Raw genomic sequence first — 24,516 nt, forward strand, 5'->3', positions numbered from 1 at the left:
TTTCATAATATTTTTTGAGAGTTTTAATATTATGAGTAACTATGCTATAATTTATTAAGCCACGAACAAATTTAACTCTTACATGTCACCTATTTTTACACCTCACAAGTGTATTCTATTTATCGCTTGTGCCCTATTAAGTTTTTGTATTAATGCCCAAAGACCAACTATTCCAATAACCTTTGGGAGTATCGATTTGAAAGATCTTCAGATGAAGACTTACGAAAAAGATACATCTGCTGAAGCCGTAGTACTTTGCGACTATGGCGAATATTCCTATTATTTTGGGGATGATTTGCCCAAAGTACATTACAAAAGACATATCCGAATTAAAATCCTAAAAAAGGCTGGCTTTAGTTTTGCAAGCCAAAAAATCCCTTTTTATTTATTTTCTGATGTAAACAAATCTGAATCAGTAAGTAACCTAAAAGCTATCACTTGGAACCTTGAAAATGGTTCATTAGTGAGCTATACAATGGGTCAGGAGGATTTTTTTGAAGAAAAAGGAAGTGGTAATACTTTTTATAAAAAATTTACGTTCCCACAAGTTCGTGAAGGCTCTGTCCTAGAATTCAGTTATGAATTAGAATCTGGCTTGTGGTATAGCCTACGGCCGTGGAATTTTCAGACAAACATTCCTACTATCTGGAGTGAATTAAGGGCTGAGATTCCTGCTTATTTTGATTTTAAAATAACCTTGATGAGCCTCCTCCCCCTACAAATAAAGGAAACAAAACAAGATGTTCGCAATTTTATGCGTGGGAGCATTCGTGACCCTTATCTTGACTATAGGTTTGCATTGGCAGATGCACCAGCCCTCAAACCTGAACCTTTTATCACGACCATCGAAAATTATCGGTCTAAGCTAGAATTTGAATTAGCCTCTACTTTTTTCCCTAGTCAGGGAAAAATAGATTATTCTCAGACTTGGGAAGCCCTTAATGAAACACTTTTAACGAGTGACTATTTCGGAAAGCAAATCAAGAAATATGATGAAGCCCAGAAGATAGCTGAAGTATTAAAAAGCCAAACCAAGGATTCATTGTCGTTATTAACAGCGGCTTATCAATATATCCAAAATTCGATGCAGTGGGATGGTGACAACAGGGTGTTCACCTCAGGTACTAACCTTAATAAAGTAGCAGAGAAAAAAATAGGTAACTCCGCAGAGGTTAATTTGATGTTGGTACGGTTGCTCAGAGAATGTGGTTTTGAGGCTAATCCCGTTATTTTAAGTACACGTGAAAATGGCTTCCCTACAGATTTAGTGTTATTAGATAGGTTTGATTTTACTATCGCTCATGTCGTACTAAATGGGAAAGATTTGTTATTAGATGCTACTAGTAAACTTACCAAAGTTGGGCAATTACCCTTAAGTTGTTTGAATGAAAAAGGAAGATTAATTGTCAAGAAAAATAGTCGTTGGATACCAATTACTGCACCACAAACTAGCAGAAAAGTAGTTTTAATGACGATGGATATGCTGCCTGACCAGCAACTCAAAGGAAATGTTGATATATCGTACTTAGGGCATGAAGCTATCTATTTCAAATCGGCGGTGCTTGCAAAAGGAAAAGATGCTTATTTAGCCGATTATAAAAAAAATAAGCCTAATTATGATTTTGGTAAAATAATATTAACTGGTGTTGACTCAGCCGAAACGATGCCTGTGCTAAAACTAACAACTACCTTAAACGAAGCCTATTCAATAGCAGGTGACCGCATCTACCTGTCACCCATGCTTGGAATGGGCGAAGACACTAACCCTTTTAAAACCCCTATTAGAAATTACCCAGTAGAGTTTGGTGTGCCTCAAGAGGAAATATTTAGTGCATCGTATAAGCTTCCAGCAGATTATGCAATAGAAGAATTACCGAAATCAGAGAGTATCGCTTTGCCTAATAATGGAGGACGCTTTGACTTTAGAACGACTGTATTGGAAGAAGGCTTTAAAATAGATAGTAAAATAACCTTGAAAAAGCCCATATATTCTAGTGAAGAATATGGAGCATTAAGAGAGTTTTACAATAGAATTGTTTTTAAGCATGCTGAAAAGATTATTTTGAAGAAAAAGTAAAGGATTATTCTTACCGCTATTTAAACTACTACAAACAAATATATCCACATGATTAACCACCCCTTAAAAGTTCTCAGAAAACCACTATTTTTTTTATTGCTATTGTTGACTTTTGCTAGCTACGCACAAAATAGTCCCATCAAATATGGTAAAGTAGATATTGCAGATTTACAAATTAAAACCTACGATAAAGATACGACAGCAGAGGCTGTAGTACTTTGTGATTTTGGAACCCATGATTATACCTACCGAGGAGAAGGAGGGTTGAAAGTGTTATTTACAAGACACAGAAGAGTCAAAATCCTCAAGAAGTCAGGATACGATTGGGCGACCCATTCATTTGGACTAAGTATTTCTAAAAATAGTACTGCCAAAGAATACGCTCTTAATATCAAAGGGGCTACCTACAATCTTGTTAATGGCAAAATCGAGGTTACCAAGTTAGAGAAAGAATCTATCTTTTCAGAAAAGAAAAGTGAATATTACAGTGTTAAAAAAATTACGTTACCAAATGTAAAAGAAGGGTCTATAATAGAGTTTTCTTATATGATTGAATCTGATTTTGATACTGAAGTGCGTCCTTGGGAGTTTCAAAGAAGTATTCCTACTGTTTGGAGTGAATACCAAGTAAAGGTCCCTGAATTTTATCAATTTCAAGTAATAACGCAAGGTTATGAGCCCTTCCTTGTTGCAAGTACTACAAGGGAAACGCTAAATCTTGGTGCTGGTGTCGAAAATATCAATGCCACCTACTATAGATTTGTACAAAAGGATGTGCCTGCATTAAGAGTAGAACCTTATATCACTACTATTGACGACTATCGAACACAAGTTGAGTTTGAAATCTCTGCCTACACGCCAACTGGAGGGATAGCAAAACATTTCTCGTCAACATGGAATGACTTTTCTCGAACGTTAAATGAATATGAACGCTTCGGTAGATTATTGAATAAAGGAGGTTTTTTGAAAGATGTTGCAACTACGATAAAATTAACTGCAAAGGATAGCTTATCGAAAATACAAGCAGCATACGACTACGTTTCAAAAAATATGACATGGAACCAAAATGAAAGCTTTTTGGCTACCAGTACCTTGAAAAAAGCCTTTGAAACCAAAACAGGTAATGTAGCAGATTTGAATCTGATGCTGATAGTTTTATTAAGAGAATTAGATATTGACGCTGACCCTGTTGTGATGAGTACCAGAACTAATGGCAGGGTGTTGGACTACTATGTATTAGAACGAAAATTCAATTATGTGATTGCCGCTGTTGCTTATCAAGGAAAATGGTTATTAATAGATGCTACTGAAGCGATGATGCCTTTGGGTACTTTACCAATACGCTGTTTGAATGGACAAGGACGCTTAATTCATGAAAATACAGGAGATTGGGTGAAACTGGAAAGTAACGACAAATTATCTCAGACTTTGATTGGTAATTTTGAAATTACCCCTGAAGGACAACTACAAGGGCAACTTAGTATCAACCATATTGGATATTCAGGACATAACGAAAGGGTAAGTCTTATAAAAGATACAAAGGCAAAATACATTGATAATTTAAAGAAAGAAAATCCAGCTTGGGACATAAAATCTGTTAATATTGAAGATGAAAAAGATATTACCAAACCACTGCAAGTAAAGCTTGATCTTGCGATTACTGAAGGTGCTGGAGTAGCAGGGGAAAGAATATACATTAATCCAATGATTGGTCAAGGAGAAGATAAAAACCCTTTTACTACGCTTGAAAGGAAATACCCAGTCGATTTTGCAACTTTGATTGAAGATAGTTTTGTTGCTACTTATCAGATTCCTAAAGGGTATGTCATTGAGGAAGTTCCTAAAAGCATGAAAGTGAATTTGCCAGAAGACTCTGGAAGATTTACATTTTTAGTGGGCAAAGCCGAAGATAGAGTTTCTATTTCTAGTAAAATACAATTAAAGAAGACGATGTATTTTGCCGAAGAATATGAATTGTTGAAGAGATTCTATGACCAAATTATTGCCAAACACGCCGAACAAATTGTTTTAAAGAAAGCTCAATAAATGATGAAATCATTCATAATAAGTTCGTTACTATTCATGGCTACGCTGAGTAATTCATTTGCTCAAAATACTTGGACAGTAGCTAGTATTCCTGCTGAATTAAAGGAAAAAGCTCATGCTGTTATCAGAAATAGTGAAACAGTTTTTATCGTAAAAAACTTAGGTGAAGCGATTGAAAAACAGCATACAATTATTACAATCCTTGATGAACAAGGATTGCAGTATGCCTCTATGAATTTATTTTATAATAAACTTCAAAAAGTGAACAATTTTGAAGGGGTATTGTATGATAGTAATGGAGAGAAAGTAAAGAAACTCAAGAAAGATGACATTCAAGACGGAAGTGCGAACGGCAACGGAACACTTTTTGGCGATAATCGTTATAAACACGCTGAATTTCGATATGCTCTTTTCCCTTTTACAGTAGAGTTTATTACTGAGACACTTAACAAAAATTTGCTCTTTTATCCGATGTGGTTCCCGCAAGAAGATGAGGAAAATGTAACAGTTGAACAGTCTTCATTGAAAATACAAATGCCAACAGGTATGCCATTGCGTTATAAAAGTATTAATGGGATGGCTGAACCTACTTTGGAAAACAAGCCAGAAGGTACTACTTATTCTTGGCAAGTAAAGGGCATGAAAGTGTATGAAAATGAAACATATTCGCCTAAATGGACACGCTATGGAAAAGGAGTATTAACAGCTCCCAATGAATTTGAGGTGGAGGGCTTTAAGGGAAGTCTGAAAACTTGGAAAGACATCGGTTTGTTTGATAACACATTGAACGAAGGAAGAGATATTTTACCAGAAAATATTCAACAGGAAGTAAAACAATTGGTAGCCAATATTACAGACCCTAAGTTAAAGGTTAAAAAAATATATGAATATTTACAGTCGAAAACTAGGTATATTTCTATTCAATTGGGTATTGGTGGTTGGCAACCCTTTGAAGCTAGTTATGTAGCTGAAAAAGGTTATGGCGATTGTAAGGCACTCTCCAACTACACAAAGGCATTATTGAAAAATGTAGGAATAGAATCATTTTATGCTTCTATCAGAGGAGGCAGTAATGAAAGAGATATTCAGACAGACTTTCCTTCGCAACAATTCAATCATGTAATAGTTTGTGTACCCATGAAAACAGATACTATTTGGTTGGAGTGTACTTCCCAAGATAATGCCTTTGGCTATTTGTCTGATTTTACCAGTGATAGATACGCTTTACTGGCAACTCCAGAGGGAGGGAAATTGGTACACACACCTGTTTATAAAACAAAAGATAACCAACAAAATAGGAATATTAAAGTAGTTTTAGGGGAAGATGGCAACGCTACTGCTCAGGCAATTACCGAATATACAGGGCTGTTATCAGATGATTATGTGGAGATTAAAAATCTATCTAGTCGTGATGAACAACAAAAACACCTTTATAAAAGCATAAGCATACCAAGTTTTGAATTGAATGACTTTTCTATACAAGATAAAAAAAGCATGATACCTGTGGCAACAGTAAAGCTAGGATTGAATGTTAGAAAATGTGCTTCTAAAAGTGGGACAAGGTTGTTTTTAACCCCAAACTTAATGTCGGTTACAAATATTATTCCGCCTGCCTTAGATAAGCCACGCCAAACAGAAATAGTATTAAAAACGGCCTATACAGAAACTGATTCAGTATTATATGAATTACCTAAAAATGTAGCCCTAGAGTTTAAACCAGAAGGTGTAAAGTTTGAAAACAAATTTGGGTCTTACCAATCAGAATTTCAAATAAAAGATGGAAGCCTATTGTATATTAGGAAATTAGTCAGAAATCATGGAAAGTTCCCTCCTGAGAGCTACCCTGAATTTGTTGAATACTACAAAAAAATAAGCAAAGCAGATAGAACACAAGTAGTATTGAAGCTTTAAAACATGAGTCATCCCGAATTTTAAAATCATAAAAAAGCGGTCGAAAAACTAATTTCGACCGCTTTTTTATGATTGATGAACAACGAATTCCTACTGTTTGAGCGATAGCGAGTTTAGGAATTCTTGATTTTTTTGTTACTTTTTGCATCAAGGCAAAAAGTAAGGACGAGAATAAATTACAAAAACTCAAAAATCATCTAAAACTCACTATTTTTAGAGAAAATTTGGGATGACTCATGTTTATTTATGAAATCCTAAGCCAACTGTAATTTGAAAGGAGTTATTAATTCCTATATTACTAACTTTATCCTGAACATTATGACTTAAGTATCTTAAATCAAGATTGAGAGACATTTTTGGATTCACCTTTTTTTCTATTCCAATACCTATTCCGTAACCTATAAATGTTGTATTAAAGTGATTAATTTCAAGGTCTATTCCAACACTCTCACGCTTCTGTGTTTCTTTCAAAACTAAATCATAACCAATTGATGGACCAGCTTTCCCAAATAATTTAAAGCCATTTTTTGATAAAAAAGTATACCTTAATAAGATAGGAATATTAAAATATTGCTCATCGATTGAAAATAAATAAGAATCTAAAGGAGTACCAAAGCTAATTATAGGTACAGTCCTTTTACCATAGTATTTACTATACATCACATTGATTTCTGCAGAAAGTTTTTTACTTAAACCGAAAGAATAGAATGCTCCTAAGGAAAATATAATTTGATTGCCCACATTTCCATTGAAATTATAAAAAGGATTAGTACCCGTATCAAAAGTATAATTCCAATTTCCAATTCCAGTTCCGAGTATTATCCCATAATTAACGTTTTGAGCATTGGTTGTTTCATGAATTCGTTCATTAGGCTTTACACATTGATTGTAAGTTTTGATAACTCTCTTGAAGAAAGGTTCAGAGTAAGCATAGTTTTTCTGAATCATCTGATTTTCAAAAATTTGGCTAGAGCATTCTAACAAATTAGTACGAAGTATTGCCCAAGAAGTGTTATTTTGTGGTAATGCAACAATGCTTTTATCAGGGAGCTCTAAATAAAACTGATATAAATTGGTGGGTTTAACAAGTTTGTAAAGACTAACATATCCAATTAATACTTCTTTAAGAAAATAAGGTGCTTCAACTCCTTCAATATTTATGTTTCTTACACTCACTTTAGTTTGAAAAGAATAATAACTTTTGATTTGGTTGGCATTGATTTTTTTATTTATCTGTTCACCATCTCTTTTAAAATTAATTGAATTGTTGTTGATTTCAGATATGTCTCCTCTTAAAGTATCATTGTCTAACGTAATGATGTAGTCAGGTGATTTTTCTTGTGCGTTACTTTGAAAGGCGTAAATAAGAACAAAAATTAAAATGAATAAGTAATTGAGTGTTTTCATGTTAAAAGTGTTGAGTTTAAATAAATGTTTTGTGTATTATCACAAAAGTATAACTTTTGATACGTGATAAAAAGCACTTATCGACTACACTTTAACAAAATCTTTACCCCACAAGAAGCAAGCAATCTTGTGGGGTTTATTTATGTCTTCTATTTTTTGTTTAACTTTGCATTTCCGAGAAATTTTTAAAAGAAAACAATTCTCAATCACGAAATCTTACATTGCATTTAGAATGAAAATCTCCCTTAATTGGCTTAAACAATTTGTAGAAATAACAGAGTCGGCTCAAGAATTAGATAGTCTATTAACTGGAACGGGCTTAGAAGTAGAATCCATCGAGCGTCACGAAGCAATTTTGGGCGGTTTAGAAGGTTTTGTAGTAGGTGAAGTACTTACTTGCGAACGATTTATGGTGAAAGAAAAGCAACTAAGTTTAACCACTGTTGATGTTGGTGCTGAAACACCTTCGCAAATTGTTTGTGGGGCAGCCAATGTAGATGCTGGACAAAAAGTAATTGTAGCAACAGTTGGTACTACACTTTATGACCATGCCAAAGGAGTAGAGATTTTTAAAATCACTAGTAAAAAAACTTACGGTCATCTTTCAGAAGGGATGATTTGTGCAGAAGATGAACTAGGAATTGGTACTTCGCATGATGGTATTTTGATATTGGATACTGATTTACCAAACGGTACGCCTGCTACTCAATACTTTAATTTAGAAGCTGATTTATTAATTGAAATCGGTCTAACGCCCAACCGTGCAGATGCTGCGTCGCACTGGGGAGTAGCACGTGATATCAAAGCTAAAACGGGTCGTGCTATTACATTGCCTTCTATAGAAGCTTTCAAAGTTGACAATACTAATTTCCCGATAGAGTTAATTGTAGAAGATGCAGAGGCTTGTCCACGTTTTTGTGGTGTTACGATTGATGGCGTAAAAGTGCAGGAATCACCAGAATGGCTACGTAAATCATTGGAAACAATAGGCTTGCGTTCGATTAATAATATTGTAGATATTACCAATTATATCTGTCATGGATTAGGTCAGCCCATGCACGCTTACGATTGGAATGCTATTGCTGGTCAGAAAGTAATCGTAAAAACACTTCCAGCAGGTACTAAATTTACTACGCTTGATGAAGTAGAACGTACACTAGGCGAAACCGATTTAATGGTTTGTAATGGCGATGAACCAATGGGTATTGCAGGGGTTTTTGGTGGAACAAAGTCGGGTATTAAGCCCGAAACTACGCGTGTGTATTTAGAGGTAGCCTATTTCAACCCAGCTTCTGTGAGAAAAACTGCACAGCGTCATGCCTTGAAAACAGATGCTTCGTTCCGTTTTGAACGTGGTACTGACCCGAATGCTAAATTATATGCCCTAAAATATGCAGCGTTGTTGATTCAAGAATTGGCTGGTGGAGTAGTGGCTTCGGAAGTAAGTGATTTTTATCCAAGTCCAATTGCAGATTTTACGATTCCAGTTTTATACAAAAACGTAAACCGTTTGATTGGTAAAACGTTAGATAAAGGTTTAGTAAAAGCTATTCTTGAGGCTTTAGATATTCAGATTCAAAATGAAGATGAAAATAGTTTCACCGCAATAGTTCCTCCTTATCGAGTAGATGTTACGCGCGAAGCTGATATTATTGAGGAGGTGTTAAGAATCTACGGTTTTGAAAATGTAGAGTTGTCAGAAAATTTGGGTACTGAATTTTTATCGGGCTTCCCTCATAAAGATAGAGAACAATTACAGTTAAAAATCTCACAAATTTTGGCTGCAAATGGTTTCAACGAAATCATTACCAACTCTTTAACCAAGCCAGCTTATTCAGCGTTGATTAAGGCTGATTTGCCAAATGATGATGTTGAAATCTTGAATAAATTATCAGAAGATTTAGGCGTGATGCGTCAGACGATGGTATTTTCTGGATTAGAAGTATTAGCCCATAATATCAACCGTCGTCAGAAGGATTTGAAGGTATTTGATTTTGGTAAAACTTATCATAAAATCAATGATAAATACGTTGAGAAACGCCATTTAGCATTGTATGTGACTGGAAATACTGAAAATGAAACATGGCAATTAAAATCGCAAAAAGTAGCTTTTCATACTTTGGCAAGTGCTGTAAATAAAGTGTTGGGTAGTTTAGGTTTCAAAAATTTAGATACAAAACCTTTAGAAGGAACTGCTACTTTTGAATATGGGATAAGCTATCTATTGAATAAAAAAGAAGTAGCCAAAGTAGGATTAGTAAAACCAAGCGTAGCTAAAAAAGCTGAGGTAAAACAACATGTTTTCTTTGCTGATTTTGATTGGGATTATTTATTCAAGCAATACAATGATAAAGCTGCATTTGTAGAATTACCAAAATTCCCAGAAGTTCGTCGTGACCTTTCATTGGTGATTGACAAAACAGTTACTTTCGACCAAATACAGAAGTTAGCTCGTAATTATGAGAAAAACTTGTTGCGCCAGATTAATGTTTTTGATGTGTATCAAGGCGAAAATTTAGGAGCAGATAAAAAATCATACTCAGTAAGTTTTATCCTTCAAGATTACGAACAGACATTGACAGATAAAGTAATTGATAAAACAATGGAGAAACTAATGACAGCTTTTGAAAAAGAAATCGGAGCGGTGATTAGAAAATAGACTTAATTAGTTAATAGATTTTAATGCCACAAGGATTTATAATTCTTGTGGCATTTGGTTTAGAGAACGATTAGTTTTTATGCATTGAAACTATTGATAATTTTATTATATCAAACTCATCGACAAACGTTTATTAAGAATTTTGTACCTTTGTACTGTAACTCAAAATTGTAGGAAAATGACTTCAATGCTAATAACCCCCAAGAATAAATCTGAGATGAAATTACTTTCTGATTTATTAAAAAAAATGCAGGTTGAAACTCAATTAATTTCTGAGGAAACGAAAGAAGATTTAGGTTTGATGAAAATGATGGAGGAAGTTAATCGTTCAGAGAAAACTTCAAGAGAGAGTATTATGATGAAGCTTCGGAAAAAATGAAGATAGAATTTTTATCAAAATTTAGTAAAGACCTTGACAAAATTTTAGATATATCTGTGTTAAGTTCTGTAGAGGAATTAATTTTAGAAATAGAGTCTGCCAAAAATATTAATGAGCTACAAAATATTAAAAAATTAGTTGGGTTTAAGAATGTTTATAGAATTAAGTTAGGCAAATATAGGATTGGATTTTTTTATGAAAATGGAGTGATAGAGTTAGCGAGAATAGTACACCGTAAAGATATATATAAAGTCTTTCCTTAAATCGAACGTATATCTTTCAATGTGAAATATTAAAAATTATACAAGAAAAATTAGAAGCAATAGATAAAAATGTTTGAGAATTTAAGCAGTAAAATAACCACCGCAATGCGTACCCTGAAAGGTAAGGGACGTATCACGGATGTCAATGTAGCAAGTACTGTCAAGGAAATCCGCAAGGCTTTGATGGATGCCGACGTTAACTATAAAGTAGCTAAAGAAATCACTGACCGTATCAAGGAAGAAGCAATGGGACAAAAAATCCTTATTGCGGTTGACCCTGGACAGATGTTGGTGAAAATTGTTCATGAAGAGCTCGTTAAATTGATGGGTTCGTCGGTACAGGCTATTAATCTAAAGCCAGACCCAGCGGTTATTTTAATTGCAGGTTTACAAGGTTCTGGAAAGACTACTTTCTCCGGTAAATTAGCTCAATACCTTAAAAAGAGTGGTAGAAATGTGTTGTTAGTTGCGTGTGATATTTATCGTCCTGCGGCTATCGACCAATTGAAAGTATTAGGAGAGCAAGTAGGCGTAGATGTATATGCTGAACCTGAGAATAAAAATGCCGTTGAGATTGCCCAAAATGCCATTTCTTATGGTCGTAAAATGGGTAAAAGAGTAATCATTGTAGATACTGCTGGTCGTTTGGCGGTGGATGAGGCAATGATGAATGAAATTGCAGCGGTTAAAGATGCTATCAAGCCTGCAGAAATCCTTTTTGTCGTGGATTCGATGACTGGGCAAGATGCTGTAAATACTGCTAAAACATTCAACGAACGCCTGAATTTTGATGGTGTTGTATTGACTAAATTAGATGGTGATGCTCGTGGTGGTGCGGCGCTTTCTATTCGTCATATTGTAGATAAACCAATTAAGTTTATTTCTACAGGCGAGAAAATGGATGCCCTTGATCAATTCTATCCTGATCGTATGGCGAGCCGTATCTTGGGTATGGGTGACGTACTTTCTTTGGTTGAAAGAGCACAAAATGCTTTTGATGAAGAAGAATCAGAGCGTATCAACAAGAAAATCCGTCAGAATCAATTTAGTTTTGAAGATTTCTATTCGCAGTTACAACAAATCAAGAAAATGGGTAACCTCAAAGACTTGATGGGTATGGTTCCGGGAATGTCGCAAGCAGTGAAAGACGTAGATATCCCTGATGATGCGTTTAAATCTATCGAAGCCATCATTCAATCGATGACACCGAAGGAACGTCAGAAACCAGAGCTTTTAGATATGTCTCGTAAAAAGCGTATTGCGGCTGGTTCGGGTACGTCTGTCACTGAGATTAATAATCTAATCAAACAGTTTGATGGAATGCGTAAAATGATGCGTATGATGAACAATGTGCAAGATGGCAAAATGAAAATGCCTAACATGGCAAATATGATGCGTAAATAGTAGCACTCAGCTTTGAGTAATTAGCTTTGAGCTTTAGCAATAGAAAAGGGTTAAGAAGATTATGTCTTTTTAACCCTTTTTGTTTACTATTGCTATGAGTCAATAAAAAAGCCTTAACATGTTAAAATGTTAAGGCTTGTCTTGTTTGATGGTGGTCCCACTAGGATTCGAACCTAGGACCCCCTGCTTGTAAGGCAGGTGCTCTGAACCAGCTGAGCTATGAAACCGAGATTGTTGTTGTAATTTGGTGGTCCCACTAGGATTCGAACCTAGGACCCCCTGCTTGTAAGGCAGGTGCTCTGAACCAGCTGAGCTATGAAACCAAATCCCTTTCTTTTAAGGTGGTGCAAAATTACGCTTTATTTCCTTACTGTGCAAATCTCAACAAAGAAAAAATCAATACTTTTTTTGTAAAAAATGATAAGTGTTTTATTATCAATAAGTTAAATTATAAGAAAATTTCTATATTTTTCTGGAATTCCAATTCAAGTTTATGCTGCCTTCAAAACCATCATAAATGATGTTAAAAGTAAAGCTAGGTACATAAATCATTCATGCCATATTTGAGATAAGTTGTAAATGTTTTTAACCTTTCATAACAATTGAGGTTTTGTTTATTGACTAAACTGAATAAATTTGTGTAATCAAATTATTTAAACCAAAACTAAAATGTCAGAATTATTTACAGCAGGGGGTATTATAAGTTTACTTACACTTACTTTTTTAGAAATCGTTCTTGGAATAGATAACATCATTTTTATTTCAATTGCAGCCAATAAATTAGCCAAGAAAGACCAAGCAAAAGCTAGAAACATAGGTTTATTATTAGCAATGCTTTTTAGAATTACCTTATTATTTGGTATTTCATTTATTATTTCATTACAAGAACCTTTTACTTACATCCAATTAGGTTGGTTTAATGCTGGTATTTCTGGACAAAGCTTAATCTTATTTGTCGGAGGATTATTTTTACTATTTAAAGCTACTTCAGAGATTCATGAGAAACTTGAAGTAGGCGATGAGCATGAGGTAAAAGTGCCCAAAGGTTCGGCGGCTGATAAACTTACGGCGGTTGTTATTCAAATCGCACTGATTAACATTGTATTCTCGATAGACTCTATCCTTACTGCGATTGGTTTGACACATAATTTACCAATTATGATTATTTCGGTAGTATTGTCAATCGCTATTATGATGGGCTTTTCTGGACCAGTTGGTGATTTTGTGAACCGTCACCCTTCTATTCAAATGTTAGGTATGGCATTTTTGATTATGATTGGCTTTATGCTAATCGCTCAGGCAGCTCATGATGCTAATGTTTCTCTGTTTGGGTCAGAGGTAGGGGAAGTACCAAAAGGATATTTATACTTTGCTATTGCCTTCTCATTGTTGGTGGAAGTGCTGAATATTAAAATGAGGACAAAACAGGAAGTTGTTAAATAAATTATTTTATCCTATCGACCTATTCATCAGAATAGAGCAATAGATTTCGCTTCAGTTACCAATAAAAAAGCCGTGACTTTGTTTGATACAAAATCACGGCTTTTTATTTTCTCAAAAATATTATTTTACAAATTTTTTCGCTTGTGCTAAAATTACATTGGCAGCATTAGGAATAGGATTAGGAACACCTACCATAATCGTTTTAGGCTTTCCGTTGCTATCAATAAAGTAGATAGACGGATAAGCATCAACTGGATATTTTTGAGCAACTGCTGGGCCTTCACCATTCTCATAATCCATGGCTACACAAATATATTTTTGGTTCATGTAGTCTCCCAAAGCCTTATCAGTAAATACTTGATTTTTCAAAATTTTGCATGGTCCACACCAAGTAGTGTAGCAATCCATCATAATCATTTTGTTTTCTTTTTTGGCTTTTGCTAAAGCTTGTTGAAAAGTACCTTTGAAGAATTGAATGCCTGTAGCCGCAACTGGGTCTTTTGAAGGAATTGGTTTAGCATTTACACCGATAGCAAAAAGGATTAATAAAGCAGATAAAATTCTAGTTTTTAACATTTGATTAAGATTGATTAAGTTTGATACAAAACGTTTAAATTGGTTATAATAGTTTAACCGATGAATAATTCTTTAACTATTAATTGAATAACAAAGTTTGCTATTAACAATCATTAACATTTTAAAATCAAAAAGGCGTAAGAATAAAACTCTCACGCCTTTTGTCTATTATAATTTCAATTATGCATAAGTATTAAGCATAACTGGCATTACTAACATTAAAATATCTTCGTCAGCTTTTTTGTCAGCAGGAATAATCAAACCAGCACGGTTTGGCTGAGACATTTCTAGTGAAATCATGTTTGAAGTAAGGTTACCCAGCATTTCAATCATAAACTTAGCATTAAAGCCAATTTCCATTTCATCACCTTCATAATCACACATCAATCTTTCATTGGCTTCGTTAGAATAATCCAAATCCTCAGCTGAAATCACTAAATCGTTATTTGATAGTTTTAAACGAATTTGGTGAGTTGTTTTGTTTGAATAAATTGAAATACGTTTCAAAGAACCTAAAAACTCAGAACGGTTGATTGTCAAAACATTTGGATTATTTTTAGGAATAGCATTTTCATAATCAGGGAAACGCTCGTCAATTAAACGACAAATCATTCTAACATTATTGAAACTGAAAAAAGCATTTGAGGTACTAAAATCTGAAGTAACGGTGGTGTCATCAGAAGGCAAAGATGATTTTAATAGATTCAATGCTTTACGAGGAATAATCATCGTAGAATCATACTCAGACTTTACATCGCTTCTTTTATAGCGAATCAAACGGTGACCATCTGTTGCTACAAAATTGGTATATTCAGGTGATAGTTGTACATAAACACCTGTCATTGCTGGACGTAAGTCATCATTTGAAACAGCAAAAATAGTATTTGAAATGGCTGCACTTAGTATTTCAGCAGATATTTGTACTGACAAACTTTTTGTCACTTGTGGCACTTTAGGGAAATCGATTGGATTCTCGCCTGATAGCTTATAACGACCATTTTCAGTGATGATTTCAGTACCAAAAGTATCTTTGTCAACTTTGAAAGTAATCGGCTGATCTGGTAACCCTCTGAGCGTATCCAACAATAAACGAGCAGGAATAGCGATTGCTCCGTTGTCTGAAGATTCAATTGCTAGCGTCGTAATCATTACCGTCTGTAAATCAGAAGCAGTAACTGTCAGTTGAGTTTGATCGATTTGGAATAAGAAGTTTTCCAAAATAGGTACAATCGGATTATTAGCAATAACGCCATTAACTGTCGATAGTTGTTTCAATAAAACTGATGAGGATACGACGAATTTCATTATCTTGAGGAATATTTTTAGTTGAGAATGACTATTACATTATCAAAACGCATCGGGTTTTGATATTGAGTACTATATTTTTAAAAATTACTACAAAACTACGAATAAGCCCCGACTTTTAATTATTTTTCACCAAAATTCACTAAGAAGAAAGGTTTTTTTGTAGTTAAAAATATATTATCGTGTATATTTTCTTTGTCTCCAAAAGTTTCTGGCAAGTCCAAGAACCACTAAAATGATTACTGGAACAATTAAATTGATTGATTGCCAATAGGTTCTTTCATCTTGCAAGGCAGCTTTGTCTAAAGGTCTTAGTTTGATTTCTTTATTTCGAGCTACTATTACGCCATTATCATCCAATAAATAATCGATAGCATTTAATACAAAATCTTTGTTGGCAAATGTATTTCCAGAGTATTTATCAAAGCCAAGTGGTAGGGGAGTATTATGTTTTTGATCAAAATCATTCACAGGAATGTCTCCATCTGAACAAACGATTATTTTAGAATCCTTCCCCTCTGCCTTAAACGTAGCAAAACGAGGGTCGCTAGGTAAAATTCTATTTTTAAATAAAGATTCGAATTTACCTTCAAGCAATACCCCTACTGTTTGAACGCCGCCTTTGTATTGATTCGCATTCAAATCTTTACTAGCGAAATTATAGCTCATAATCGCTGGGGCGTGCAATAACTGTGTGTATTGGGATGTCATTAACAACGGTACTTTAGTAATGCCATCAGCACGAACGGTATCTAATGAACCTACATATTTAGTATAAATAGCATCCAGATTTCTTACAATAGGCGACTTCCCGAAAGTATTGATTAAAGGGTAATATTGCCATTGAACAAGCTGAATATTAGAACGGTCGCCAAAGTTTCCAATATCCAAAGGAATAGCAGCACTCATCTGAGCATCCTTAATTAAATTAGGGTTTAAACGGACACCATATTTAAACAATAAATCTTCTAACCCAACATTTTGAATTTGAGCCATGTTCCCTTCTCGAGCTACAGAATCTACCTTTACTGCATCAACAAAGAAAACCGCCTTGCCTCCATTCATAATAAATTGGTCAATTTTGTATTTATCATCATCGTTGAAAAGCTGGTCGGGCTTTAACACAAAAATAGCATCTAAGCCATCCAACGTTGGCGAATTTCTTAAATCAACAGGATATAATTCATAGTTGGGCTTTAAAGCACCAATTAAGTCTAGCTGATTGACCGCAGGAAGTGATGTATAATTAATAAAAAAGCCAATTTTCTTTTTTTCAGTAGCTGTTACTCTTTTAATAGCCGAAGCCAACTGATACTCAACTCCTTCGTAAGACTGGTTCAAAATATCTTGCGGAGAGGATAATTTGTTTCCTTTTAATAATAACGTAGCAATTTCTTTGCCTTTATAAGTAATAATTGCCCCCGGCAGAATCAAACTTTGCGTTTTTTTCCCATCTTCATTATTATAAACATTAGTAGGAGTGATGCCTTTTTTAGCAATAGCCGCTATTCTCTCGTTTCTTATTTTCTCGTCTCTATATTCAGCATTCAAATCAACAAAGGTGTATTTCACGTTTGAGCCACCATAAATCCTAAATTCATCTAGTGTCTCTTTAACCGCATTTTCTAAGCGCTTAAATCCAGCAGGAATCCCTTTGCCTGTTAAATATACTTTTATATATACTTCATCATCAAGGTTTTGTAATAAATTTTTGGTAGCATCAGCAATTGTATATCGTTTTTCTTGGGTTAAATCTAACCGAAAAAAGAAATGGCTAGCCAATAAATTAACGCCAATTACTGCTATAAAAATGATTATAAATTGAATGCTTTTATTTTTCATTTAATTTTTGAAAATTTTCTTTCCACTGTTTTTTGATAAGACAAGCTTACAAAATTAGTATTTATCTTTTATTAATTCATTTTAAACGAAGGTTGAAACAAAACGGTATTCATAAATAAAAAAATAACAGGTTTTGTTACCATCATAACGCCTTTCTACGACTAAACTGATAGGAACTTGAATAGTTTTTCTAACCACCAACTATAGATAGCATATGTCAGTTTTAATACCTCGCCCAAAAATACAACTAACCGTTGATTTAAAAAGAAAGATATTCATAGGAATAGATAGAATCATTATGTTGGAAGCTAGCGGAAATTATACGCTAATACATTTGAAAGACGGATCAAATCCATTGTTTGCTAAGTGTATTAATACCTTCGAGGAAGAATTGAATGCCCAAGGATTTTTAAGAGTACACAAATCATATATCATCAATCCTAAATACGTTGTGAAATATATTAGTAAAGACAATACCATCATCATGGATAATAATTTGTATGCACCTATCGCTAGGCGAAAAATGAATATGATTAAATCCTCCTCTATCAGAAAAATTGTGGGGAAATATATCAAGTAAAAAAAATCTCTAAATCTATATATTATATTTTTATTAAGCAGTAGTCCTTTTGATAGGGTTACTGCTTTCTTATTGTATGATAAAATAGTAACGGAATAAGGCATTCTATACAATAAACAGCATATATTTTTAGTTTTAACTTATTTAAGCAGACAACATCGTGACCTCTAAAAGCTAAATTGTTGTTAACAATTTCATTTTTCAATTGATGCTGGATTTTGGAAAATTAAGTTTTGAGGTTTATCTTTGAATTAACTGCTTTTAGGTATAAAAAATAAATTTTATACAAACCATGAAAACCGTTTTTAGGATATTATAAACTAAAAACAATTATCACATCACTTTTATCCAATTCAGAATATTATTAATCAAATCATCAACGCAATCGGATTTTATTCTACATAATTTCCGAGGGTTTTGGGTGGAAAACAAAATTTCAATGAGTAAATTTCTTGAATTACAATGTTTTGATTCTGAATCAGGCTCTCTAACCGTCTTTGAAAAACATCTTCCCGGCAGTATAAAAAGAGTTTTTTATATTCACTGTGGAGAAGGCAAGGTGAGGGGTGGGCATCGCCATAAGAAAACTTGGCAGGCAATTACCTGTTTGACAGGTACTTGTAGAATTTATATTAATGATGGGAAGAGTGAAAAAGAATATTTTTTAAGTTCTCCTAATCAGTGCATCATCCTTCAACCTGAGGACTGGCATATTATGGATTCTTTTTCGGAGTCATGTATTCTATTAGTTTTAGCCAACGAGCTATATGATGCTAGTGATTATATTGACGAACCTTATGAAATAACGCAAAAAGCAAATGCAAATACCTTTTCTTAATTTAAAGGCAATAAACAAGCCTTTTGAGCTAGAAATCAAAGAAGTTTTTGATGAAGTTTTAAAGAAGGGATGGTATATACTAGGAGAGAAGGGAAAGGCTTTTCAAGAAGCCTTTGCTCAATTTTGTAACGTAAAATATTGTTTGGGAGTAGCAAATGGTTTGGATGCTTTAACAATCCTCTTAAAGGCTTGTGACTTTCCTGAAAAAGCAGAAATTTTAGTTGCCTCTAATACTTATATTGCTACTATTCTAGCCATTAAACATGCTGGCTATGTTCCCGTTTTAGTGGAACCTTCTTTAGAAACATATTTAATTGACCCAGCTAATATTGAGGGAAAAATAACATCCAAAACAAGTGCTATTCTGGTTACGCATCTTTACGGAAAATGCTGTGATATGGAAGCTATTAATGTGATAGCCAAAAAGCATCATCTACGCGTATTTGAAGATGCCGCGCAGGCTCATGGAGCTAAATACAACGAAAAACTAGCAGGGAACCTGTCAGATGGGGCTGGCTTTAGTTTTTATCCTTCTAAAAACTTAGGAGCATTAGGCGATGCTGGCGCTATTACTACTAATGATGATGTGTTGGCTGAAAAAATAATCGCTTTAAGAAATTATGGCTCTAGCAAAAAATACGTATTTGATTATCAAGGTATAAATAGTAGACTCGATGAGATTCAGGCAGCAATATTAAGCTTGAAACTACAAAAATTAGAGGATGATAATCATTACAGACGAAAAATAGCTTCTTTATATTTTAGTAACATCAAAAATGATAAAATTATTTTACCCCCTAATGATACGCTTGACGATGATGTGTGGCATTTGTTTGTCATACGCACAGCACAAAGGGACGATTTTGTAAAATATATGTTATCAAAAGGAATAGGTACTGATATTCACTATCCTATCCCTCCGCATCAGCAAAAAGCTTTTGCAGAATGGAATGCAGTATCATTGCCTATCACAGAAAAAATACATAAAGAGGTTGTTAGTATTCCTCTGAACACCTCATTGACTGAAAACGAAATCACATATATCATTGAAACTATAAATATTTTCTAATCCCCATTTTTTTATGTTATTATCGGTTGTCATTCCAGTTTACAAAGGTGCAAAGACCATTGGTAAATTGATTGAAAAACTTCATGAAGAATTACATCAATATGACTTTGAAATTGTATTAGTCAACGACGGTAGCCCCGACAACTCAGAGGAAGTTTGTTTACAACTATCCAAAAAATACAGCAATATTACATTTGTATCACTCAGAAAAAACTTTGGAGAATTTAATGCAGTAATGTGTGGTTTAAATCATGTTAGAGGAGAATATGCCGTGATGATTGATGATGATTTTCAAAATCCGCCCTCAGAAATTATTAAACTACTAGAAGAAGCACAAAAAACAGGACTTGAAGTAATTTATACGTATTATTCAGACAAAAAACATAGTATTTTTAGAAACTTTGGAAGCTGGTTGGTTAATCAATTAGCAACCCATCTATTAAATAAACCCAAAGGACTTTATCTTTCAAGTTTTAAATTAATCAAGAAAGATATTGTTGATGAAATTTGTCAGTACAAAGGTCCATTTCCTTATATCGACGGCATTATTTTTAGTGTCGTTTCCCAAGTAGGTAGTGTGCATGTGGAACATTCAGAAAGAGAAGAAGGGCATTCTAATTATACCTTTAGTAAACTATCTGTACTTTTTCTGACGATAATTTTTGGTTACTCGATTCTACCAGCAAGATTTATTTTACTCTCAGGCTTTTTCCTTACCGTAGTTTCTCTATTGCTTTTTGGATTAGATATATGGGGTGTATTGTCTGAATATTCTATTACTGTTTTCATGTTTTTTGGAGGAGTACAGTTGATGTCATTGGGTATTATTGGGGAATACATGGGGAGAATGTTTTTAACACAAAACAATTATCCACAATATTCAGTAAAATATAAAGTACTAAATCATGCTAAATAGTAGTGTTGAAGAATACAAAATGATGTATGATGCCGAAGAGAAACTTTGGTGGTATAGAATCTTACATGAAAAAGTATTAGCTGAAATAATCAAAAAATATCCTAACAATGATAATATCAGTATTTTAGATATTGGTTGTGGTACGGGGGGATTAATGAGTTTTTTGATGAAAAAGGGCTTTCAAAATATTCAAGGCATAGATTATTCAGAAGCTGCTATTTTCTTTTGTAAAGAAAGAAAATTAAATGTACAGCGACTAAATATTGAGCATTTAGACGAGGTTACAGCACCCAAAAAATTTGATGTAATCGTTTGTAACGATGTATTTTATTGTCTACAAAAGAAGGTAATTCATAAGACTTTTGAAACGATTTATTCCTTATTGAATACCGACGGAATATTTATTTCAAATAATAATGCTTTTGATGTTTTTTGGGGGACGCATGATATCGCGGTAGGAGGAAAGCATAGGTTTACAATAAACGATTTTGAGGCATTGATACCTCGGAGTTTACTGTCTATTGATTACTTCTCTTATTGGACATGGCTTTTGTCTCCTTTGGTACTCCTAATAAGATTGAGCCAACGATTTGGAATAAACTTAGGATTCATTAAAACAGATAATGTAGTTTCTGATGTTGAAGTCCCTTCTGATTTTGTGAATAATTGCTGTTACCAGTTAGTGAAATTAGAAGAAAAAATATTTTATAAAGGGTTCTTTGGGAGTTCTTTATTTATGAAAATATCAAAAAGGGTTTAATCTAGTACAGATTAAACCCTTTTTGATTCACTTGATGTTATTGATTAATACATTTTTAAATTATTTTTAATTCATTTGATATTATTGATTAATGTATTTTCAAATCTTCAAATTATTTTAATGCAAAGGTAATTTTTTAATCATTCCACCTTTTACATCATTGATACTTTGCTGTATAATAAAAGCCGATTTATCGATATTGGCTACTTCATCGGTCAATTTTTGAATTTCTAATCGAGTAACTACAGTATAGATTATCTCTAAATCTTCGTTTAATTGTCCTCTCTTGCCAAACCCTCTTTTCCCATTAAAAATAGTAACCCCGCGTCCTAATTTCTCAATAATTACTTTTCTAACAGCTTCGCTTTGTTCTGTAATGATGGTTACGCCTGTAAATTCTTCAAGACCATGAATTAAGAAATCGATGGTTTTAGAAGCACCTAAATAAGTAAGCATAGCATACATGGCAGTTTCTACACTGATTAAAATAGCTGCTGCAGAGAAGATAATCACGTTGATAACAATGATAACGTCTCCTACACTCAATACTGTTTTACGGCTAATAAACAAGGCTAATACCTCTGTACCATCTAACACACAACCACCACGAATACAAAGCCCGATACCCGCACCAAGAAAGAAACCACCAAATACCGCAATCAGAAGCTTGTCGGTAGTAACAATCGGAAACGTGATAAAAGTTAAGCTTAGGGCAAGCACTCCAATGGCTAACAAGGTTTTGAAAGCAAAAATTTTAGATACTTGCGAATAGGCCAGCCATATAAAAGGAAGGTTAACTATAATAATCAATGAAGGTAGGTTGATGTCTGTTAATATATTGATTAACAGTGAAATACCCGTAACACCTCCGTCTAGGAAATCGTTTGGAAGTAAAAAGCCTTTAAGTCCAAAGCTAGCTGATAGTACACCAACTATTACAAGCAAGGCGTCTTTACCATATTGAAGGACTACATTTTTTTGTTGCGAAGTGTTTTGTAGAATTGGTTGGATCATAATGTAAAGGGGTTTAATGAGCAAATAATGCTTATGAAAAATACGAAGAAAACAACGAAAAATATTACTTCTTGCCAATTATTACTTACTATAAAGTAGAATGTTTTGTGCTAAAAGAGAAACACAAGAGATGTATTCTGGAGTTGAAGTAAGAAGAGTTTGAAATCAGTTTCTTCATGGAAAATGTACTCAGATAACGTATAGCTATGTTTTTTATTGCAGAATATCCAAATAAAAAAGGCTTCTGATTTCTCAAAAGCCTTTCAAAAAAATGATTATTAAATAATTATTATAATTGCTCAAATACTCTTTCCATGCTGATGGCATAGCCAATTTTGTCTCGTAATTCAGAAATTTTTACTCTTTCTTGTTCCATTGAATCACGATGACGAATCGTTACGGTTTCGTCTTCCATTGTTTGATAATCTACGGCGATACAATAAGGAGTACCAATTAAATCTTGACGAGTATAACGTTTTCCGATAGCACCACCATCATCATAAGTTGTGTTAAACGAACGTTTTAATGAATGGAAAATTTCTTGTGCTTTTTCAGCTAAACCATCTTTTTTCACCAAAGGTAAAACAGCTGCTTTGATAGGAGCAACCGATGGATGGAATTTTAGATAAGTACGCTGTTTTTCAGCATCGCCTTCACCAACAGTTTCTTCAGTATAAGCATTACAAAGTACAGCCAAGAACAGACGGTCGGCACCTACAGATGTTTCTACAACATAAGGAATATAGTTTCCATAAGGTTTTCCATTTTCGTCAAGTTCAGCATCAAAATACTGTTGCTTTTTCTTTGAAAGCGTTTGGTGAGCGGTCAAGTCAAAAGCAGTTCTTGAGTGTATCCCTTCCATTTCTTTGAATCCGAATGGGAATTGGTATTCAATATCCACGGCAGCATTGGCATAGTGAGCCAGCTTTTCGTGGTCGTGGAATTTTAATTTTTCAACAGGTAGACCAATTGCTTGGTGGAATTTCAGACGAGTTTCTTTCCAAGAATTATACCATTGCATTTCGGTACCAGGGCGACAGAAAAACTGCATTTCCATTTGTTCAAATTCACGCATACGGAAAATAAAGTTACGCGCAACGATTTCATTACGGAAAGCTTTTCCGATTTGGGCAATCCCAAACGGAATTTTCATACGGCCAGATTTCTGAACATTCAAGAAGTTTACAAAAATTCCTTGTGCTGTTTCTGGACGAAGATAAATCAACGAAGCATCTTCAGAGACTGCACCTACTTGGGTAGAGAACATCAAATTGAATTGGCGTACTTCTGTCCAGTTAGTTGTTCCAGATATTGGACATTTAATATTTTCATCAATAATTAATTGACGAACGCCATCCAATTCTCCAGCATCTAATAAACGTGCCATTTCCTGCAATAATGCTTTTCCTTTTTCAGGCGTTCCCTCAGCTTCATAAAGTTCAGCTTTGGCTTCTAATAATTGGTCAGCACGATAACGTTTTTTAGAATCTTTGTTATCAATCATTGGGTCGTTGAACGAATCAACGTGTCCTGAAGCCTTCCATGTAAGCGGGTGCATAAAAATGGCTGCATCAATCCCAACAACATTATCGTTGAGCATCGTCATGGCTTTCCACCACAAAGTTTTAAGATTGTTTTTCAACTCTACACCGTTCTGACCATAATCATAAACGGCTTGTAGCCCATCATAAATTTCAGAAGAAGGAAATACAAAGCCATATTCTTTGGCATGCGAAATGATTTCTTTTAGCGTGGAAGCAGTATCTTGTTGTTTTTGTTCAGCCATGATTTTAATGATCAGTTAACGATTGCTCGTCAACTGTAATTAGCATTTTACTTGTTTTTTGTAAAAATATTAACAAAGTTATCAAATTTGCCTTGAATTGTCTGTTACCAAGTTTAGAATAATCATCGCAAAGTTAAATATTGATTTTCATTTAGAATTTTTTAGGTTTTTATTTATATTTGTTTCTCAGTAGTATCTACACTTTAATATCATCTATTTGTTTAAAAACCATTAGGAGAAA

19 protein-coding genes and 2 tRNA genes are annotated in these 24,516 nt (G+C 34.0%); 13 read left to right on the forward strand and 8 right to left on the reverse strand.

The features are described 5' to 3' along the window. Positions 1 to 211 precede the first annotated feature (211 nt). From AC1RNE_RS17135 to AC1RNE_RS17145, 3 genes are read left to right on the forward strand one after another with little or no spacing between them, the layout of a single operon-like run. Positions 212 to 2,077: a DUF3858 domain-containing protein gene (locus tag AC1RNE_RS17135; RefSeq protein WP_492802524.1), complete on the forward strand. Its 1,866-nt coding sequence runs from the start codon at positions 212 to 214 to the stop codon at positions 2,075 to 2,077. Positions 2,078 to 2,125: 48 nt separating this feature from the next. Then, positions 2,126 to 4,123, forward strand: coding sequence for a DUF3858 domain-containing protein (locus AC1RNE_RS17140; RefSeq protein ID WP_492802526.1), 1,998 nt, complete (start codon positions 2,126 to 2,128; stop codon positions 4,121 to 4,123). Continuing rightward, positions 4,124 to 6,034, forward strand: a complete 1,911-nt coding sequence (locus AC1RNE_RS17145) for a DUF3857 domain-containing protein (RefSeq protein ID WP_492802528.1) — start codon at positions 4,124 to 4,126, stop codon at positions 6,032 to 6,034. 240 nt (positions 6,035 to 6,274) lie between these two features. Here the strand turns inward: AC1RNE_RS17145 and AC1RNE_RS17150 are convergent, their stop codons facing one another. After that, a complete protein-coding gene (locus AC1RNE_RS17150; protein WP_492802530.1) occupies positions 6,275 to 7,441 on the reverse strand; it encodes an outer membrane beta-barrel protein in 1,167 nt (388 codons plus the stop codon). Between the two features lie 232 nt (positions 7,442 to 7,673). On the opposite strand from AC1RNE_RS17150, the gene pheT reads away from it, so the two are divergent. From pheT to ffh, 4 genes are all read left to right on the forward strand, one after another. After that, positions 7,674 to 10,100 (forward strand): phenylalanine--tRNA ligase subunit beta, encoded by a 2,427-nt coding sequence (gene pheT / locus AC1RNE_RS17155; RefSeq protein ID WP_492802532.1) that lies wholly within the window; start codon positions 7,674 to 7,676, stop codon positions 10,098 to 10,100. 178 nt (positions 10,101 to 10,278) lie between these two features. Continuing rightward, positions 10,279 to 10,479: a hypothetical protein gene (locus AC1RNE_RS17160; protein WP_492802534.1), complete on the forward strand. Its 201-nt coding sequence runs from the start codon at positions 10,279 to 10,281 to the stop codon at positions 10,477 to 10,479. After that, positions 10,476 to 10,742: a type II toxin-antitoxin system RelE family toxin gene (locus AC1RNE_RS17165; protein ID WP_492802536.1), complete on the forward strand. Its 267-nt coding sequence runs from the start codon at positions 10,476 to 10,478 to the stop codon at positions 10,740 to 10,742. Before AC1RNE_RS17160 ends, AC1RNE_RS17165 begins: the two co-directional genes overlap by 4 nt. A 69-nt stretch (positions 10,743 to 10,811) precedes the next feature. Further along, positions 10,812 to 12,146 carry a signal recognition particle protein gene (ffh, locus tag AC1RNE_RS17170; RefSeq protein ID WP_492802538.1) on the forward strand — a complete coding sequence of 445 codons (1,335 nt, stop codon included), beginning with the start codon at positions 10,812 to 10,814 and terminating at the stop codon, positions 12,144 to 12,146. Positions 12,147 to 12,295: 149 nt separating this feature from the next. On the opposite strand, the gene AC1RNE_RS17175 is transcribed toward ffh, so the two are convergent. Beyond that, a tRNA-Val gene (locus tag AC1RNE_RS17175) sits at positions 12,296 to 12,373 on the reverse strand. Between the two features lie 18 nt (positions 12,374 to 12,391). Beyond that, positions 12,392 to 12,469: transfer RNA gene (locus AC1RNE_RS17180), tRNA-Val, on the reverse strand. A gap of 346 nt (positions 12,470 to 12,815) precedes the next feature. Between AC1RNE_RS17180 and AC1RNE_RS17185 the strand changes: the two genes are divergently transcribed. Next, on the forward strand, positions 12,816 to 13,589 hold the full coding sequence (locus AC1RNE_RS17185) for a TerC family protein (protein WP_492802540.1): 774 nt from the start codon (positions 12,816 to 12,818) through the stop codon (positions 13,587 to 13,589). Between the two features lie 120 nt (positions 13,590 to 13,709). Here AC1RNE_RS17185 and AC1RNE_RS17190 read toward each other — a convergent pair whose 3' ends face one another. The 3 genes from AC1RNE_RS17190 to gldG all read right to left on the reverse strand — a co-directional run bounded on the left by AC1RNE_RS17190 (position 13,710) and on the right by gldG (position 17,312). Next, positions 13,710 to 14,165 (reverse strand): thioredoxin family protein, encoded by a 456-nt coding sequence (locus tag AC1RNE_RS17190; protein WP_492802542.1) that lies wholly within the window; start codon positions 14,163 to 14,165, stop codon positions 13,710 to 13,712. A 180-nt stretch (positions 14,166 to 14,345) separates the two neighbouring features. Continuing rightward, entirely contained in the window at positions 14,346 to 15,470 is a 1,125-nt protein-coding gene (gene dnaN, locus AC1RNE_RS17195; RefSeq protein WP_492802544.1) for a DNA polymerase III subunit beta, read from the reverse strand. A gap of 177 nt (positions 15,471 to 15,647) precedes the next feature. Further along, complete coding sequence (gene gldG, locus AC1RNE_RS17200) at positions 15,648 to 17,312, reverse strand: gliding motility-associated ABC transporter substrate-binding protein GldG (protein ID WP_492802546.1); 1,665 nt, start codon at positions 17,310 to 17,312, stop codon at positions 15,648 to 15,650. A 214-nt stretch (positions 17,313 to 17,526) separates the two neighbouring features. Between gldG and AC1RNE_RS17205 the strand changes: the two genes are divergently transcribed. The 5 genes from AC1RNE_RS17205 (at position 17,527) to AC1RNE_RS17225 (ending at position 21,475) form a co-directional block, all read left to right on the forward strand. Next, a complete protein-coding gene (locus tag AC1RNE_RS17205; RefSeq protein WP_492802547.1) occupies positions 17,527 to 17,892 on the forward strand; it encodes a LytR/AlgR family response regulator transcription factor in 366 nt (121 codons plus the stop codon). 439 nt (positions 17,893 to 18,331) lie between these two features. Further along, complete coding sequence (locus AC1RNE_RS17210) at positions 18,332 to 18,730, forward strand: sugar 3,4-ketoisomerase (protein WP_492802549.1); 399 nt, start codon at positions 18,332 to 18,334, stop codon at positions 18,728 to 18,730. Then, the gene (locus tag AC1RNE_RS17215; protein WP_492802551.1) at positions 18,711 to 19,799 is read left to right on the forward strand and encodes a DegT/DnrJ/EryC1/StrS family aminotransferase; all 1,089 of its coding nucleotides are present in this window, start codon (positions 18,711 to 18,713) and stop codon (positions 19,797 to 19,799) included. The genes AC1RNE_RS17210 and AC1RNE_RS17215 overlap by 20 nt, the downstream gene beginning before the upstream one ends. A 13-nt stretch (positions 19,800 to 19,812) precedes the next feature. Beyond that, on the forward strand, positions 19,813 to 20,715 hold the full coding sequence (locus AC1RNE_RS17220) for a glycosyltransferase family 2 protein (protein ID WP_492802552.1): 903 nt from the start codon (positions 19,813 to 19,815) through the stop codon (positions 20,713 to 20,715). Further along, positions 20,705 to 21,475: a class I SAM-dependent DNA methyltransferase gene (locus tag AC1RNE_RS17225; protein ID WP_492802554.1), complete on the forward strand. Its 771-nt coding sequence runs from the start codon at positions 20,705 to 20,707 to the stop codon at positions 21,473 to 21,475. Before AC1RNE_RS17220 ends, AC1RNE_RS17225 begins: the two co-directional genes overlap by 11 nt. Before the next feature lie 117 nt (positions 21,476 to 21,592). On the opposite strand, the gene AC1RNE_RS17230 is transcribed toward AC1RNE_RS17225, so the two are convergent. Beyond that, positions 21,593 to 22,489, reverse strand: coding sequence for a YitT family protein (locus tag AC1RNE_RS17230; RefSeq protein ID WP_492802555.1), 897 nt, complete (start codon positions 22,487 to 22,489; stop codon positions 21,593 to 21,595). Between the two features lie 289 nt (positions 22,490 to 22,778). Further along, positions 22,779 to 24,275 carry a glycine--tRNA ligase gene (locus AC1RNE_RS17235; RefSeq protein WP_492802557.1) on the reverse strand — a complete coding sequence of 499 codons (1,497 nt, stop codon included), beginning with the start codon at positions 24,273 to 24,275 and terminating at the stop codon, positions 22,779 to 22,781. Positions 24,276 to 24,516 lie beyond the last annotated feature (241 nt).

It is taken from the genome of Arcicella sp. GW822-FHT02H01 (genome assembly GCF_058802005.1).